At 73.5% G+C, this 15,493-nt stretch carries 16 protein-coding genes; 11 read left to right on the forward strand and 5 right to left on the reverse strand.

Annotated elements, in window-relative coordinates; genetic code table 11:
• Positions 1-197: 197 nt before the first annotated feature.
• Together G514_RS0103490 and G514_RS28930 are read left to right on the forward strand one after the other, a co-directional pair.
• The gene (locus G514_RS0103490; RefSeq protein WP_028650632.1) at positions 198-1,790 is read left to right on the forward strand and encodes a DUF3352 domain-containing protein; all 1,593 of its coding nucleotides are present in this window, start codon (positions 198-200) and stop codon (positions 1,788-1,790) included.
• 43 nt (positions 1,791-1,833) lie between these two features.
• Positions 1,834-3,594, forward strand: a complete 1,761-nt coding sequence (locus G514_RS28930; protein ID WP_051246636.1) for a sensor histidine kinase — start codon at positions 1,834-1,836, stop codon at positions 3,592-3,594.
• Between the two features lie 79 nt (positions 3,595-3,673).
• Here the strand turns inward: G514_RS28930 and ybaK are convergent, their stop codons facing one another.
• The 4 genes from ybaK to G514_RS28935 are packed head-to-tail and all read right to left on the reverse strand — an operon-like array spanning position 3,674 to position 6,898.
• Positions 3,674-4,129 (reverse strand): Cys-tRNA(Pro) deacylase, encoded by a 456-nt coding sequence (ybaK, locus tag G514_RS0103500; RefSeq protein ID WP_245582090.1) that lies wholly within the window; start codon positions 4,127-4,129, stop codon positions 3,674-3,676.
• An 8-nt stretch (positions 4,130-4,137) separates the two neighbouring features.
• Positions 4,138-4,803, reverse strand: coding sequence for an LON peptidase substrate-binding domain-containing protein (locus G514_RS0103505; RefSeq protein WP_028650634.1), 666 nt, complete (start codon positions 4,801-4,803; stop codon positions 4,138-4,140).
• Positions 4,800-5,456 (reverse strand): LuxR C-terminal-related transcriptional regulator, encoded by a 657-nt coding sequence (locus tag G514_RS24645; protein ID WP_342662554.1) that lies wholly within the window; start codon positions 5,454-5,456, stop codon positions 4,800-4,802. The genes G514_RS0103505 and G514_RS24645 overlap by 4 nt, the downstream gene beginning before the upstream one ends.
• Complete coding sequence (locus G514_RS28935) at positions 5,444-6,898, reverse strand: sensor histidine kinase (RefSeq protein WP_051246644.1); 1,455 nt, start codon at positions 6,896-6,898, stop codon at positions 5,444-5,446. The genes G514_RS24645 and G514_RS28935 overlap by 13 nt, the downstream gene beginning before the upstream one ends.
• Before the next feature lie 662 nt (positions 6,899-7,560).
• Between G514_RS28935 and G514_RS30100 the strand changes: the two genes are divergently transcribed.
• From G514_RS30100 to G514_RS0103565, 9 genes are all read left to right on the forward strand, one after another.
• Positions 7,561-8,238: a hypothetical protein gene (locus tag G514_RS30100; RefSeq protein WP_157544576.1), complete on the forward strand. Its 678-nt coding sequence runs from the start codon at positions 7,561-7,563 to the stop codon at positions 8,236-8,238.
• A gap of 160 nt (positions 8,239-8,398) precedes the next feature.
• Positions 8,399-9,691 carry a histidinol dehydrogenase gene (gene hisD / locus G514_RS0103530; protein ID WP_028650636.1) on the forward strand — a complete coding sequence of 431 codons (1,293 nt, stop codon included), beginning with the start codon at positions 8,399-8,401 and terminating at the stop codon, positions 9,689-9,691.
• Between the two features lie 3 nt (positions 9,692-9,694).
• Complete coding sequence (locus G514_RS24655; RefSeq protein WP_036563458.1) at positions 9,695-10,798, forward strand: histidinol-phosphate transaminase; 1,104 nt, start codon at positions 9,695-9,697, stop codon at positions 10,796-10,798.
• On the forward strand, positions 10,795-11,409 hold the full coding sequence (gene hisB, locus G514_RS0103540; protein WP_028650637.1) for an imidazoleglycerol-phosphate dehydratase HisB: 615 nt from the start codon (positions 10,795-10,797) through the stop codon (positions 11,407-11,409). Before G514_RS24655 ends, hisB begins: the two co-directional genes overlap by 4 nt.
• The gene (gene hisH, locus G514_RS0103545) at positions 11,402-12,049 is read left to right on the forward strand and encodes an imidazole glycerol phosphate synthase subunit HisH (RefSeq protein ID WP_028650638.1); all 648 of its coding nucleotides are present in this window, start codon (positions 11,402-11,404) and stop codon (positions 12,047-12,049) included. The genes hisB and hisH overlap by 8 nt, the downstream gene beginning before the upstream one ends.
• A 112-nt stretch (positions 12,050-12,161) precedes the next feature.
• Positions 12,162-12,491, forward strand: a complete 330-nt coding sequence (locus G514_RS24660; RefSeq protein ID WP_036563460.1) for a hypothetical protein — start codon at positions 12,162-12,164, stop codon at positions 12,489-12,491.
• Position 12,492: 1 nt separating this feature from the next.
• Positions 12,493-13,242 carry a bifunctional 1-(5-phosphoribosyl)-5-((5-phosphoribosylamino)methylideneamino)imidazole-4-carboxamide isomerase/phosphoribosylanthranilate isomerase PriA gene (gene priA, locus G514_RS0103555; RefSeq protein WP_028650639.1) on the forward strand — a complete coding sequence of 250 codons (750 nt, stop codon included), beginning with the start codon at positions 12,493-12,495 and terminating at the stop codon, positions 13,240-13,242.
• The gene (hisF, locus tag G514_RS0103560; protein WP_028650640.1) at positions 13,239-14,000 is read left to right on the forward strand and encodes an imidazole glycerol phosphate synthase subunit HisF; all 762 of its coding nucleotides are present in this window, start codon (positions 13,239-13,241) and stop codon (positions 13,998-14,000) included. The genes priA and hisF overlap by 4 nt, the downstream gene beginning before the upstream one ends.
• Positions 14,001-14,007: 7 nt before the next feature.
• Positions 14,008-14,841: a class I SAM-dependent methyltransferase gene (locus tag G514_RS0103565; RefSeq protein WP_028650641.1), complete on the forward strand. Its 834-nt coding sequence runs from the start codon at positions 14,008-14,010 to the stop codon at positions 14,839-14,841.
• An 18-nt stretch (positions 14,842-14,859) separates the two neighbouring features.
• Here G514_RS0103565 and G514_RS24665 read toward each other — a convergent pair whose 3' ends face one another.
• Entirely contained in the window at positions 14,860-15,429 is a 570-nt protein-coding gene (locus G514_RS24665; RefSeq protein ID WP_211222034.1) for a LysE family translocator, read from the reverse strand.
• Between the last annotated feature and the right edge of the window lie 64 nt (positions 15,430-15,493).

Consider the following 15,493-nt stretch of genomic DNA (forward strand, 5'->3'; position numbering starts at 1 on the left):
CCGGCTACCCCTCGGAGAGTCCCTTGTCCAGCACGCTCCCTCCTCCGCCCCCTCCGCCGACCGGCCCGCCGGCCGGTGGCCCGCCCAGTGGCCCGCCCACTGGTCCCCCGAGCGGCCCGCCCAGCGGTCCGCCGGAGTACCTCGAGAGCGGCGGCGGCGGACCACTCCCGCCGGAGCCCCGGCAGGGTGGCCGCGGCGTGCGCCGTGGCCTGCTGGTCGGCGGTGGCGTGATCGGCCTGGTCGCGGCGGGCGTGGGGGCCTGGGCGGCGTACAACTTCCTGACGACCGGCCCGCAGCCGGCCGAGGCGCTGCCCGCCGGCACCCTCGGCTACGTCAGCGTCGACCTCGACCCGAGCGGCGGGCAGAAGATCGAGGCGCTGCGGACCCTCAACAAGTTCCCCGCGTTCGAGGACTACGTCGGCATCAGCTCCGACGACGACCTGCGCAAGGAGATCTTCAAGCGCATCCAGGACGAGGCGCAGTGCGACGACATCGACTACGCGGACGACATCGAGCCCTGGCTCGGTGACCGGGCCGCGGTGGCGGCGGTCGACCTGGGCGGTGACACGCCCGACGCGGTGTTCGTGGTGCAGGTCAAGGACGCCGACAAGGCCGAGGCCGGCCTCGACAAGATCAAGGACTGCAGCGGCGTTGGCGAGGAGCAGAGCGGCGGCTGGGCCATCGAGGGCGACTGGGCCGTCGTGGCCGAGTCGGACGACGTGGCCGACGACGTCGTCGCCGCGACCAAGAAGGGCTCGCTCGCCGACGACGACGACTTCCAGAAGTGGACCGACGAGGCCGGCGACCCCGGCGTGCTCACGGTCTACGCCGGCCCGCGGGCCGGCGACTACCTCGCCGACCACGCCGACGACCTGTTCGGGTTCCCCCTCGGGCTGATGACGCCCGGCGCGACCTACGAGTGCAACGCAGACGACCCCGACCCCGACCTCGGGGGCGACCTCGCGGACGAGTCCTGCGCGATCGACTCGTCGCTCCCCGACGACTTCAAGCAGAAGCTGAGGGACTTCGACGGCATGGCCGCGACGCTCCGGTTCGACGACGGCGCCATCGAGCTCGAGGCCGCCGGCGACACCGCCCTGGGCGGGACGTTCTTCCTCTCCGGCGGGGCGACCGCCGACATCGTGAAGACGCTGCCCAGCGACACCGGCGCCGCGCTGGGTCTCGGCTTCGCCGACGGCTGGTTCGGCGACCTGGTCGACTACGTGGCTCCTTACATGGGTGAGGACGCCGACGAGGTGATGAGCGAGCTGTCCGAGATGACCGGGCTCGACCTGCCCGACGACGCCGAGACGCTGGCCGGTGACTCGGCGGCGCTGGCGCTGGGCTCCGACTTCGACCCGGACGACTTCTTCGGCTCCGATGACGGCTCCGACATCCCGGTCGCGATCAAGATCCAGGGTGATCCCGACGAGATCGAGAAGGTGCTCGACAAGCTCCGTGACATGGCGGGCCCCCAGGCCACCATCCTCGAGACGGACGCCGATGGCGACGTCATCGTGATCGGCCCCAACCCCGACTACCGCTCCGAGGTCCTCGAGGACGGCAAGCTCGGCGACAACGACGTGTTCAAGGACGTCATCCGCGAGGCCGACGACGCGCAGACGATCCTCTTCGTCGACGTCGACGAGCTCGAGGACGCCATCGCCGACGCCGTCGGGGACGGTGACCGGGAGTTCCTCGACAACCTCGAGCCGGTCTCGGGCTTCGGTGCCTCCGCGTGGGTCGACGGCGACGTGAGCCACTCGGTGATCCGGCTGGCCACCAACTAGCGAAATCCGGACGCGCGGCCTGCTCGCCGCATAGGTTCGGCGGGTGGAGGGCGGCGACGCGGCGTGGGGACGACCCGACCAGACGACCTGGTCGGAGTCGTCCGCCCGCGCCGTCCTCCAGCTGATGGTCGAGTCGGTGGCGGAGCTCGTGGGGTTCGAGGTGGCCGCGCTGTCGGTCGTGCTGGGTGACGAGCTGGTGACGCTGGCCTACACCGGGCCGGAGGAGCACCGCGAGTACATGGAGCAGCCGGACCCGGTGTCGGTGATCGAGCCGTTGCTCGCCAAGGCCGTGCCCTGGGGGCCACGGCTGCGGTTCCTCGAGGCGACACCCGTCGAGGAGCTCGACGGTCACTGGGTCCACTTCGACCAGGTGCCCACCGACCACCCCGACGCCTGGCGCGCCGACGAGGAGCTGTTCGCGGTGCTCAGGAACGACGACGGGGTCGTCGTCGGGATCCTGTCCGTCGACCGGGCCACCTCGGGACGGCGCCCGGACGCCCGCGAGCTCGGCCTGCTGGAGAAGTACGCCGCGCAGGCCGAGCGCGCGGTGCTGACCCTGTTCGAGCGCCAGGCCCTGCTCGAGCAGGTCGCCCACGCGGAGTCCGCGCGCCAGCTGATCCGCTCGGCCTCCCGCCCCACCCACGGCTCGCTCGAGGACGTCCTGCGGCTCACGCACGACCAGCTGGTCGAGAGCTTCGACGCGCGCGGCTCGTGGCTGCACGTGTTCCGGTCCGACGGACCGGGGGTCGACATCGTGCGCACCCACAAGGGCGAACGCATCGAGCTCGAGCCCGATGTCGTCGAGCGCGTCGCCGAGATGGCCTCCGAGCTCTGGGTGGAGCAGCGCGCGCTCGCCCTGACGCGCGACGAGCTCCCCGACCGGCTGGGGCCCGCGATCCGCGAGCACCTCGCGAACCCGGACGTCTCCTGGATGCTCGGCGTCGCCCTGGGCGTCGGCGAGGAGTGCGTGGGGTTCATGGCGCTGTGGCGGCACTCGGACCAGCCGGAGTGGTCACCGGTCGAGATCGCCTCCGCCCTGCAGATCGGCCACGACCTCGGGGCGGCGCTGATGACGGCGCGCGCACTCGAGTCGGAGCGCCGGCTGGTGACGAGGCTCCAGCAGGTCGACGACTACCGGAGCCACCTGGTCGCCATGCTCTCCCACGAGCTGCGGACCCCGCTGACCGTGATCTCGGGCAACCTCGAGCTGCTCGGCGAGACCGACCTGGACGCCGAGGCGCAGCGCTACCACGAGGCGATGGGACGCGGCACCGAGCGGATGCAGGCCGTGGTCGACGACCTGCTCCTGCTGGCCCGGGTGAGCAACCCCGACCACCCCCTCGTGCGGGTGCCCGTCGACCTCCGCCCGGTCGTGGGCGAGGTGATCTCCCTGGTCGAGTCGACAGCGCGGTCGAAGGGCGTCGCGCTCACCGTGGACCTCGACCCGCCCCCGCTCGTGGTGCCCGGCGACGCGGTCGAGCTCGACCGGCTCATCGGCAACCTGGTCAGCAACGCCGTGAAGTACACCGGGCCGGGCGGCGCGGTCGCGGTCGATGTCCAGCGCGTCGGCGAGGCGGTGGTGCTGGCGGTGGCCGACACCGGCATCGGCATCTCTGAGGACGACCAGGAGGGCCTGTTCCGCGCGTTCTTCCGCACCAGCAACCCCGAGGCGCTGCGTGAGCCCGGCACCGGCCTGGGACTGGCAGCGGTGTCCACCATCGTGGAGCGGCACCAGGGTCGCGTCGAGGTGAGGTCGCGGCTCGGCGAGGGCAGCACCTTCACCGTGACGCTGCCGTCGTCGTAGCCAAGAGCTGGGGCATGTCTCTCGATCCATGGCGGCACCTGGACGACGCCGGCATCCACCAGCAATGGAGAGACACGCCCTACGCGCGCGCCACGTCGGCGACGACCGCCCCCGTCACCGCGATGAGGTCGGCCGGGGCGAGCTCGACGTCGAGGCCGCGCCGGCCGCCGGAGACGTAGACGGAGTCCCACAGCTCGACGGTCTCGTCGACGACGGTCGGGTGCCGGCGCTTCTGGCCGAACGGCGAGATGCCGCCCGCGACGTACCCCGTCGCCCGCTCGGCGGCGCGCACGTCGGCCATCGCGGCCTTCGAGGCGCCGACGGCCCGGGCCAGTGACTTCAGGTCGAGGCGACCGCTCACCGGCACGACGGCGACCACGAGCGCCCCGTCGGCGCTGGCCATCAGCGTCTTGTAGACCCGGTCGGGGTCGAGCCCGAGCTCGGTCGCGGCCTCCAGGCCGAACGACTCGCTGCGGGGGTCGTGGGCGTACTCGTGGACGGTGAAGACCACGCCCGCCGCCCGCAGCGCGACCACCGCTGGCGTCAGTTCGGGCTCCAGCGCGTCCGGGCCACGTCGGTGGCGGGGAGCGACGGCAGCACGTTCATCGCCCGCAGCTCGCTGCGCAGCAGGTCGGTGACCATCCGCAGCCGGTGCTCGGCGTCCTCCGCCTCGAGCAGCGCCTGCCGGTCGTGGAGGGGGAGCGGCGCGCAGGCGGCCAGCGTCCAGGAGAGGTACGACGGATCCTTCGGCAGGTCGCCGGTGTAGGGATCGGCGCGGATCTCGGCGAGCGCGGCCCGGTAGGCGGTGAAGATGTCCCTCGCGTGCTGCACCAGGTCGGCCGGCACCGGCCCTCCGGTCTCGGGCCGGTCGACGACCTGGCCGACGGGGAAGGTGCCGGTGGTGTCGAGACGCTCGAGCTGGATGCGGTCCAGGCCGACCGCGACGATCGAGAAGGTGCCGTCGGGGTGCGGCTCGACCTCGGTGAGCTGCACCCGGCAGCCGATCCGGAACAGCGACTGCGAGCCGTGGTCGCCGACCTCGTAGCCCTCACGGATCCCGACCGACCCGAACAGCCGCTGGGTGGGGTCCTCGACCCGCAGCAGGTGGTGCACGAGCGCGCGGTAGCGGTCCTCGAAGACGGTGAGCGGCACGCTCACGCCGGGGAAGATCACCGCGTTGAGCGGGAACATCGGCAGCGACGTGCTCACCTCTCCGAGACTAGCCTCGCAGCCACGCGAGCACCGCCAGCACACGACGGTGCTCGTCGGGTCTGATGCAGGTCGAGCTTGGTCAGGATCCGGGCGATGTGGGTCTCGACGGTCTTCAGGTCGATGACCAGCCGCTCCGCGATCGCCCGGTTGGAGAGGCCCTGGGCCATGAGCTCCAGCACGTCGCGCTCGCGCTCGGAGAGCCGGCCAAACTGCTCGGCGAGCTCGATGCGGCCCAGCAGGTGGCTGACCACCTCGGGGTCGAGCACCGTGCCCCCGGCGGCGACGGAGGCGAGTGCGTCGAGCAGCACCCGCACGTCGGTCACCCGGTCCTTGAGGAGGTAGCCGAAGCCCCGCGCGTGCGTCCGGGCGAGGTCGGTGACGTAACGGCTCTCCAGCGACTGCGACAGGAGCAGGACGCCCACGCCCGGCTGTCGGCGGCGGAGCTCGAGCGCTGCCTTCGCGCCCTCGTGGGTATAGGTCGGCGGCATCCGGATGTCGATGATCGCGACGTCCGGCTCGTGCTCGGCGGCCGTCGTGAGCAGCTCGTCGGCGTCGACCGCCCGGGCGACCACGTCGACCCCGGCCTCGACGAGGAGGCCGGCCAGCCCGTCGCGGAGGAGCCCGGAGTCGTCGGCGATCACGACCCGCACGGGAGCACCGCCTCGACCGTCGTGCCGCCGGCGTCGCTGGTGACGGTGAGCCGCCCGCGGGCGGCCTCGACGCGGTCCCGCAGCCCGCGCAGGCCCGGCCCGTCCGGGTTCGCACCGCCGCGGCCGTCGTCGTGGACCCGCAGGCGCAGGTCGCCGTTCTGCCGATGGACGTCCACCTCGATCCCGTGCGCGGCGGCGTGCTTCTGCGCGTTGACCACGGCCTCACCGATCACCGACCACGCGGTGAACTCCGTGCCCGCGTCGAGCCGCCCGTTGTCGACCCGCACCCGGATCGGCACGGGGGAGTGGCGGACGATGTCGTCGAGGGCCGCGCCGAGACCACCGTCGGCGAGTGCCGCCGGGTGCAGGCCGTTGGCGAGGTCGCGCAGCTCGCGGACCGCGGCCCGGGCGGCGGCGGCGCCCTCCGCCAGCGCCTCGCGCATCCGCTCCGGGTCGCCGTTCAGCTGCGCGGACTGCAGCTGGAAGGCGAGGGCGAGCAGCGACTGCTGGGCGCCGTCGTGCAGGTCGCGCTCGATGCGGGTGCGCTCGGTCCGTTGCGCGGTCGCCAGCCGCCGCCGCGACGCCGCGATCTCGGCGACCTGACGCGCGAGCTCGGCACGCAACCGCGTGTTGTCCAGCTCGGAGGCCGCCAGGGCGGCGGCGCGACGCACCGCCGCGGCGTCCGTGCGGTCGGCGTCGAAGGCGATGCGGGCGACCACCCTGCCGTCCCTCTCGATGCCGACGTGCCCACCCGTCCCTGTCGCCGACCCGTCGGATCGCAGCCAGCTGCCGTCCGGCCCGGGGTAGGCGACGCTCAACGCCGGGTCGCGCAGCGCCTCGCGCAGGACCTCCTCGACGTCGATCCCGGCGCCCTCGGTGGCGAGCGCCTCGGTGATCACGCGGCGGGCGTCGTAGGCGCGGCGGTTGAACCGCCGGTCGACCTGGGCCTGCAGCGCCCGGTGCAGGGGGAAGGCGAGGCCGGCCGCGACGACCGCCCCGAGCGTGGCGGACAGCGCGGGAGAGACCGGCTCGCTCGGCACCGCCCGGGCCCCCAGCCAGACCACGACGGTGTAGGTCCCGACCAGGGCGGCGGAGAGCAGCACCCACGTGACGGTCGCGGCGACGAGCCGCTCGACGTCGTAGAGCCGGTAGCGGAGCACCGAGAGGCCGGCCGCGATCGGGACCAGCGTGATGAAGCCACCGGTGGCGACGACCGTCACGATCCCTGCGCCGTCCTGGGCCGCGACGAAGGCCACGACGACGTAGAGCGGTAGCGGTGCGACCGCGACCACGAGCCACAGCAGCTGCCGGCGCTCGTCGCCGACCGCCCGGTGGAACCGCAGCAGGAGCGAGACGCCACTGGCGACGAGGCCCACCCCGATGGCGTAGACGCAGACGGTGCAGAGCCTGTCCGCCCAGGGCTGGATGGCGTCCAGCTGCATCGGGTTGCGGAGGTCGCGGTTGGGCGGGTCGGCTGCTTGGCGGACGGGATGGCGAGGAGGTAGGCGGCCAGGCCTGCCGTCGACTGGGCCCAGGCGACCGCGCGCCAGCGCCGTGACAGCGGCCGACCTGTGGGGGTGAGCAGGAGGATCAGCGCGACGAGCGTGAACCAGATGATCCACGAGGCGTCGGTGAGCACGATGATCGCCCGGGTCCCCGGCAGGTCGCCGTACGACCCCGGGCCGTGCTGCGCGTAGGCGTCGGTGGGCGCCTCCAGGAGCAGCACGAGGCCGAGGGCGAGGAAGAGCCAGCCCACCGGGTTGTCCCGCCGGGCGAGGGCGACCACCGCGCCGACCAGGAGGTTCACCGTGAGCGCGACGACCACGACGGCCGCGAACCCCACGTCGGTGACCGAGTGCGGTGCGTGCCCGCCGGCACTGGCGGCGAACCAGAGCTCCACCACGACCGCGGCCGCGACGAGCACGCCGGCGCCCCCGACCAGGAGGAGGCTCGTCCGCCGCGACATGTGCCCATGCTGGCAGCGATCTCGGGGTGGCGCGTCAGGGTCAGCCCCGACCGGCGGACCCGGGACCGCTCCGACGCGTCCGGGCGTCGCCGGCCCGGAGGCTGGTCCCACCAGCAGCCCACCCGATCGGAGAAGCCGATGACCGTCTCACCCACCGTCCAGGAGCCCATCGACCAGCGCACCGCCACGGCGGCGTGGGTCGCCGCGGGCGCCGCGGTCCTCTTCGGGATCGCGATGTTCCTGACCGTCGCCAGCGTGAACGTCCCCCACGACGCCAGCGACACCGAGCTCCTCGACTGGTGGCAGCAGTCGGGCAACCGCAGGTCCGGCATGTTCTCCGGGCTCCTCGCGATGAGTGCGGCCGCTCTCTTCGCCGTGGTCGCCAACCACGTCCACCGGCTCGCCGCGACCCGGACCTCGCCGTCGTGGCGCGCCTTCGCGCGCTCGATGGGGGCAGCGTTCACCGCCGCGATGGTCGTCACCGCCGCCACCCGGTCGGCGGTCGGACACCTCGTGGACGTCATGGGGGAGCCCCTGCCCTCGGTCGACGTGCTGCGCTTCGCGACCGCGCTCAACTACCAGGTGCTCGGGCTGTCCGCGATGGGCGCGCTGGGCCTCGCCGTGCTGACGACGTCGGTCCTGGCCCTCCGGACGAGCGCCTTCGCCCGGTGGGCCGGCTGGGTCGGCGTCGGGTGCGGCACGCTGATGACCGGCGCCGTCGCGGCCGGCTACGGCGGCTTCACCGTCCCGCTGGCGATCCTCTGGTCGTTCTGCCTCGCGGCGGCGACCCGGCCGCGGCGGCGCGTCGCCCGGTGAACGACGCGGCAGTGCCGGCCCGGCGCGCGTCCACGTGCGGTGACGCGAGCCCGAGGGTGTGCCCCGGCTTCGTAGACTCGACCGCATGATCCACCCCACGGAACCGCGAGACGAGGGCGCCGCGCTCGCCGACGCGCTTCCGCAGGGATCCCCGAACGGCATGCGCCGGATCGACCTGCGCGGTGAGCGACCCGGGGACTACCGCGACGTGGTGCCGCGCGCCGACTTCGACGTCGAGGCCGCGGTCCCGGCGGTGCACGCGATCTGCGAGGCGGTCCGCACCCGTGGGCTCGAGGCGATCCTGGAGATGTCGGCGCAGTACGACGGCGTCGTCCAGGCCGACATCCGGGTGGCGCCGGAGCCGCTGCACGAGGCGCTGGCGAACCTCGACCCCGACATCAGGGCCGGGCTGGAGGAGTCGATCCGCCGGCTGCGGGCCACCTGCGAGGCCGAGCTCGAGCGCGACGCGACCACCGAGCTCGGCGCCGGCGCCACGGTCACCCACCGCAAGGTGCCGGTGGACCGGGTCGGGCTGTACGTCCCGGGCGGCCTCGCGCCGCTCGTCTCGAGCGTGCTGATGAACGTCGTGCCGGCCCAGGTCGCCGGCGTCCGCTCCATCGCGCTGTCCTCGACGCCGCAGAAGGACCACGGGGGCCTCCCGCACCCGACGATCCTCGCCGCGTGCGCGCTGCTCGGGGTCGACGAGGTCTACGCCGTCGGGGGAGCGCAGGCGATCGCGATGTTCGCCTACGGCGTCGGCCCGTGCGCGCGGGTCGACCTGGTCACCGGCCCGGGCTCGATCTGGACGGTGACCGCCAAGCGGCTGCTCAAGGGCCGGGTCGGCATCGACTCGGAGGCCGGGCCGACCGAGATCCTCGTCCTCGCCGACGAGACCGCCGACCCGGCGTACGTCGCCGCCGACCTGCTCAGCCAGGCCGAGCACGACCCGCTGGCCGCGGCGGTGCTGGTCACCGACTCGGAGGCGCTGGCCGACCGGGTCGCCGTCGAGCTCGAGGCGCAGGTGCTCGCCACCAAGCACACCGAGCGGATCCGGACGTCGCTGTCCGGACCGCAGTCGGGCGTGGTGCTCGTCGACGACCTCGACCAGGGCGTCGACGTCGCCAACGCCTATGCCGCCGAGCACCTCGAGCTCCACACCGCCGACGCGACCTCGGTGGCGGCGCGGATCCGCAACGCCGGCGCGATCTTCGTCGGTCCGCACGCCCCGGTCTCGCTGGGCGACTACTGCGCGGGCTCCAACCACGTGCTGCCCACCGGCGGCTGCGCCTGCCACTCGTCGGGGCTGTCGGTGCGCGCGTTCACCAAGTCGGTGCACGTCGTGGACTACTCGCGCGAGGCGCTGGCCGAGGTCGCCGACCACGTCGTGACCCTGGCCGAGGCCGAGGACCTGCCCGGTCACGGCAACGCCGTGCGCGTCCGCTTCGGGGGCTGAGCGATGTCGGACTTCCCGCCCCTCCGCGACGAGCTGAAGGGGCTCGAGCCGTACGGCGCGCCGCAGCTCTCCCTCGACGAGGCGCCCGTCCAGCTCAACGTCAACGAGAACCCCTACGGCCCCTCGCCCGAGTGCGTCGCCGACATCGCCGCGTCGGTCGCGGCGGCCGCCGGCACGCTCAACCGCTACCCGGACCGCGAGTTCGGCGAGCTGCGCGCGGCCCTGGCGGCCTACCTCGGCAAGGACACGCCGCACGGGATCGTCCCCGACCAGGTGTGGGCGGCCAACGGCTCCAACGAGGTGATGCTGCAGCTGCTCCAGGCGTACGCCGGCCCTGGGCGCACCGCGCTCAGCTTCGCGCCGACGTACTCGATGTATCCGGAGTACGCCCGCGACACCAACACCGAGTGGGTGGTCGGCCACCGCGAGGAGGACTTCTCGCTCGACCTCGACCACGCCGGCACCCTCATCGAGCGGCACCGGCCGGCCGTGGTGCTGCTCCCGAGCCCCAACAACCCGACCGGCACGGCGCTCCCGCACGACGCGATCGCCGCGCTCTGCGAGGTCATGGGCGACGGGCTGCTGGTGGTCGACGAGGCGTACGGCGAGTTCCGGCGCGCCGGCGTGCCGAGCGCGGTCGAGCTGCTGCCCGCGCACCGCAACCTGGTGGTCACCCGCACGATGAGCAAGGCGTTCGCGCTGGCCGGCGCCCGCCTCGGCTACCTCGCCGCCGACCCCGCGCTGGTCGACGGGATCCGCGTCGTCCGGCTGCCCTACCACCTCTCGGCGGTGACCCAGGCGGTCGCGCTGGCCGCGCTGCGGCACGAGAAGGAGCTCCTCGGCCGGGTCGACGACCTGCGGGCCGAGCGCGACGCGACGGTCGGGTGGCTGCGCGAGCAGGGCCACCGGGTGGCGGACAGCGACGCCAATTTCGTGTTGTTCGGCGTCTTCCGCGATCGTCGTGCCGTCTGGCAGGCGCTGCTCGACCGGGGTGTGCTCGTCCGTGAGGTCGGGCCCGACGGGTGGCTCCGGGTGTCGATCGGCACCCCCGAGGAGATGAAGTCGTTCAGAATGGCCCTGACGCAGGCCACGGAGGAGAAGTCATGAGTCGCACCGCGCGCATCGAGCGGCAGACCAGCGAGTCCAAGGTGCTGGTCGAGGTCGACCTCGACGGCTCCGGCCGTCACGACGTCTCCACCGGCGTCGGCTTCTACGACCACATGCTCATCTCGTTCGCCCGCCACTCGCTGGTCGACCTCGTCGTCCAGACCGAGGGCGACACGCACATCGACGCCCACCACACCGTCGAGGACACCGCGATCGTGCTCGGCCAGGCCCTGCGCGAGGCGCTGGGCGACAAGGCCGGCATCCGCCGGTTCGGCGACGCCACCGTGCCGCTCGACGAGGCGCTCGTGCAGGCCGTCGTCGACGTCTCCGGGCGCCCCTACTGCGTGCACACCGGCGAGCCCGAGGGCATGCAGTACGTCGTCCTCGGCACCGGCAACCTTCCTGGCTACCTCGGCTCGCTCACCCGGCACGTCTTCGAGACGCTGGCCTTCCACGCGCAGATCGCGCTGCACGTGCGGGTGCTTGCCGGCCGCGAGCCGCACCACATCGTGGAGACCCAGTTCAAGGCCTTCGCCCGGGCGTTCCGCGACGCGGTCGCGCTCGACCCGCGTGAGACCGGCGTCCCGTCGACGAAGGGCACGCTTGTCTAGGAAGGTCGTCGTCCTCGACTACGGCTCGGGCAACCTGCGCTCCGCCGTACGCGCGGTGGAGCGGGCCGGAGCCGAGGTCACCCTCACCGGTGACCGGCACGCCGCCGAGGAGGCCGACGGGCTCGTGGTGCCGGGCGTCGGCGCGTACGCCGCGTGCATGGCCGGGCTGCGCGCGGTCGACGGCCCGCGGGCGATCGGGCGGCGGCTGTCGGGCGGCCGGCCGGTGCTCGGGATCTGCGTGGGCATGCAGGTGCTGTTCGAGCGCGGCATCGAGCACGGCGTCGAGACCGAGGGCTGCGACGAGTGGCCGGGCGTCGTCGAGCGGCTGCAGGCGCCGGTGGTGCCGCACATGGGCTGGAACACCGTCGAGGTCGCGGAGGGGTCGCGCATGTTCGCGGGCGTCGAGGGGGAGCGCTTCTACTTCGTGCACTCCTACGGCGTCCGCACCTGGACGCTCGAGACCCACGGCCGCACCACCGCCCCGCTGGTCACCTGGACCGAGACCGGCCCGACCCCGGGCGCGGGCGACCGCTTCGTCGCGGCCGTCGAGAACGGCCCCCTCTGGGCCACCCAGTTCCACCCCGAGAAGTCCGGTGACGCCGGAGCCCAGCTGCTCCGCAACTGGGTGGAGACCCTGTGAGCGCGTGCTCGACGGTCGGGATAGTCCCTGACGTCCGTGTACGTCGGGCCGGCGTGTCATCGACACGAACGTCAGGGACTATCTCTGCGTGCCTCTGGACAGCGGTTCCCCGATGAGCAAGGAGCGGCAGCAGCGGCGGGCGGCCAGGGAGGCGGAGGTGGCAGCGGCCCAGGCCGCACGGGTGGCCGCGGCGCAGAGACAGGCGCGGCGCGACGCGCGGCGGGAGCGGCTGACGGGCTGGGTCCCGAGGCCGCCAGCACGGCGCACCGGCCTGCTGGCGGAGAAGCGCCGGCGTCAGGCGGGCGGGACCTTCGCGGTGCTCGTGGCGTTCAACCTGCTGGTCTACGCCTTCACCCAGGACTTCTACATCACCGGCTTCACCCTGGTCGCCAGCCTGCTCGGGGCGCCGATCATCCACATGATGCTGTTCCGGAGGAGCTGACGTGAGCGACTACCTCGAGCTGCTGCCCGCCGTCGACATCGCCGACGGCCAGGCGGTGCAGCTCGTGCAGGGCGTGGCCGGCTCCGAGAAGCGGTTCGGCGACCCGGTCGAGGCCGCCCTGCGCTGGCAGGAGGCCGGCGCGGAGTGGATCCACCTCGTCGACCTCGACGCGGCGTTCGGCCGCGGCCACAACCGCGAGCTCCAGGCCCGCATCGTCGGGGCGCTCGATATCCAGGTCGAGATGAGCGGCGGCATCCGCGACGACGAGTCGCTCGAGGCCGCCATGGCCACCGGCTGCCGCCGGGTCAACATCGGCACCGCCGCGCTGGAGCAGCCCGAGTGGTGCGCCCGCGCGATCGCGACGTACGGCGACCGCGTGGCCGTCGGGCTCGACGTCCGCGGCCGCACCCTGGCCGCGCGCGGGTGGACCCGCGAGGGCGGAGACCTCTACGAGGTGCTCGCGCGGCTCGACGGCGAGGGCTGCGCGCGCTACGTCGTCACCGACGTCAACAAGGACGGCATGCTCCAAGGCCCCAACCTGCAGCTGCTCCGCGACGTCTGTGCCGCCACCGACCGGCCGGTCGTCGCGTCCGGCGGCGTGACCACCCTCGACGACATCCGTGCGCTGATGGAGCTGGTGCGCCCTGCCGGGTCACCGGGAGGTGTCGAGGGCGCGATCGCCGGCACCGCGCTCTACGAGGGCCGCTTCTCCCTGGAGGAGGCGCTCGCGCTCACCAGGGGCACGCCGTGACGCTCGCCGTGCGGGTCATCCCGTGCCTCGACGTCGACGGCGGGCGCGTGGTCAAGGGCATCAACTTCCAGCAGCTCCGCGACGCCGGCGACCCGGTCGAGCTCGCGCGCACCTACGACGCCGAGGGCGCCGACGAGCTGACGTTCCTCGACATCTCCGCCTCGCACGAGGGCCGCGCCACCACGATGGACGTCGTCTCGCGCTGCGCCGAGGAGGTGTTCATCCCGCTGACCGTCGGGGGCGGCGTCGCGAGCGTCGAGGACGTCGACCGACTGCTCCGCGCCGGTGCCGACAAGGTCGCGGTCAACACCGCCGCGATCCGGCGCCCCGAGCTCGTCGCGGAGATCGCCGACCGGTTCGGCAGCCAGGTCCTGGTGCTGTCCGTCGACGCGCGTCGTGCGATCGGCACCGACTCCGGCTTCGAGGTCACCACCCATGGCGGTCGCGAGTCGGCCGGCCTCGACGCCATCGGGTGGGCGGCCCGGGCGGCCGAGCTCGGCGCCGGCGAGATCCTCCTCAACGCGATGGACGCCGACGGGACCCAGGACGGCTTCGACCTCGACCTCATCCGCGCCGTACGCCGCGAGGTCACCGTCCCGGTCATCGCCTCCGGCGGCGCCGGTCGCCTCGACCACTTCGCCCCGGCGGTCGACGCCGGCGCCGACGCCGTCCTGGCGGCGACGGTGTTCCACTTCGGCACGCTGCGGATCGCCGAGGTCAAGAAGTCGCTCGCGGACACCGGCCACGCGGTCCGATGATGTCGCGGTGACCGACGCCGACTACCGCACGCTCAACAAGGCCAGCTGGGACGAGCGGGCGCCCGCCCACGCCGCCTCGCCCGGGTACGGGCTCGACCGGTTCCGGTCCGACCCGGCCCACCTCTCCGACGTGGTGAGCTTCGACCTGCCCCTGCTCGGCGACGTGGCCGGCCTGCGGGGCGTGCACCTCCAGTGCCACATCGGCACCGACACGATCTCGCTGGCCCGGCTCGGCGCGCGGATGACCGGGCTCGACTTCAGCCCGGCGGCCGTCGCCCAGGCGACCGCGCTGAGCCAGGAGCTCGGCGCCGGCGTCGACTTCGTCGAGGCCGACGTCTACGACGCCGCCGACGTGCTGCCCGCAGGGGAGTTCGACCTCGTGTTCACCGGCATCGGCGCGCTCTGCTGGCTCCCGAGCGTCGGCCGGTGGGCCGAGGTGGTCCAGCGGCTGCTGAAGCCGGGCGGACGGCTGTTCATCCGCGAGGGCCACCCCATGCTCTGGGCGCTGGCCGACCCGCTGCCCGAGGGCCGGCTCGAGCTGGCGTACCCCTACTTCGAGCGCGACGAGCCGCTCGTGTGGGACGAGGGCGGCACGTACGTCGAGACCGACGTGGAGTTCGAGCACAACCTCACCCACGAGTGGAACCACGGTCTCGGCGAGATCGTGACGGCGCTCCTCGACCAGGGCCTCGTCCTCGACGCGCTGGTCGAGCACGACAGCGTGCCGTGGGACGCGTTCCCGGGCTTCACCGAGGAGCTGCCCGGCGGCGAGCACCGCCTCCGCGACCGCCCGTGGCGGCTCCCGCACACCTACACGATCAAGGCCACCAAGCCGGCCTGACCGCGCCGACGCGGCCTGCTAGCGCGAGGACAGCCCGACGCGCAGCCCCAGCCCGACGAGGACCGTGCCGCTGACCGCCTCGAGCCGGCGTCGCACCTCCGAACGCCGGAACCACGCTCCCGCCCGCGCCACGAACGCCGCGAGCGTGAGGTAGAAGACGAGCTCGATGCCGACCTGCAGCAGTGCGAGCACCGCCGTCGTGCGGAACAGCGGCTCGGAGCTCGGCACGAACTGCGGGTAGAAGGCGATCATGAACACCGCCGCCTTCGGGTTGGCGAGCTGGACCACGAGCCCCTCGGCGAACGCCTTGACCGCGCCCGGGCCGCGGTCCTCGAGTGGCGCCTCCGCGTGCGGCCCGCCCCGGCGCTCGCGCCACGCCGCCAGCCAGGCCCGCACGCCCAGGTAGATCAGCACGCACGCGCCGGCCACCTTGAGCGTCCAGTACGCCGCCTCGGAGGCGGCGACGAGCGCGGCGAACCCCGCCGCCGCGGCGAGCGCCCACAGGTAGAGCCCGAGCTCGAGGCCGAGGACCAGCGGCACCGCAGTGCGCATTCCGTGCAGCGCCGTCCGGCGCAGGATCAGCGCCAGGGCCGGCCCGGCGAGGCGGAGATCAGCAGCACGGCGAGCACGAACGCCGGCAGGGAGACGCTCA

The sequence above is a fragment of the Nocardioides halotolerans DSM 19273 genome, from assembly GCF_000422805.1.
GTDB classification, from domain to species: domain Bacteria; phylum Actinomycetota; class Actinomycetes; order Propionibacteriales; family Nocardioidaceae; genus Nocardioides; species Nocardioides halotolerans.

What these genes read in the sequence shown, in the direction of transcription:
- hisD (WP_028650636.1), top strand. Translation starts at nt 8,399, where the DNA reads ATGCGCCGGATCGACCTGCGCGGTGAGCGACCCGGGGACTACCGCGAC.
- G514_RS28935 (WP_051246644.1), bottom strand. Translation starts at nt 6,898, where the DNA reads ATGCAGCTGGACGCCATCCAGCCCTGGGCGGACAGGCTCTGCACCGTC.
- hisB (WP_028650637.1), top strand. Translation starts at nt 10,795, where the DNA reads ATGAGTCGCACCGCGCGCATCGAGCGGCAGACCAGCGAGTCCAAGGTG.
- G514_RS30100 (WP_157544576.1), top strand. Translation starts at nt 7,561, where the DNA reads ATGACCGTCTCACCCACCGTCCAGGAGCCCATCGACCAGCGCACCGCC.
- G514_RS24660 (WP_036563460.1), top strand. Translation starts at nt 12,162, where the DNA reads ATGAGCAAGGAGCGGCAGCAGCGGCGGGCGGCCAGGGAGGCGGAGGTG.
- G514_RS24655 (WP_036563458.1), top strand. Translation starts at nt 9,695, where the DNA reads ATGTCGGACTTCCCGCCCCTCCGCGACGAGCTGAAGGGGCTCGAGCCG.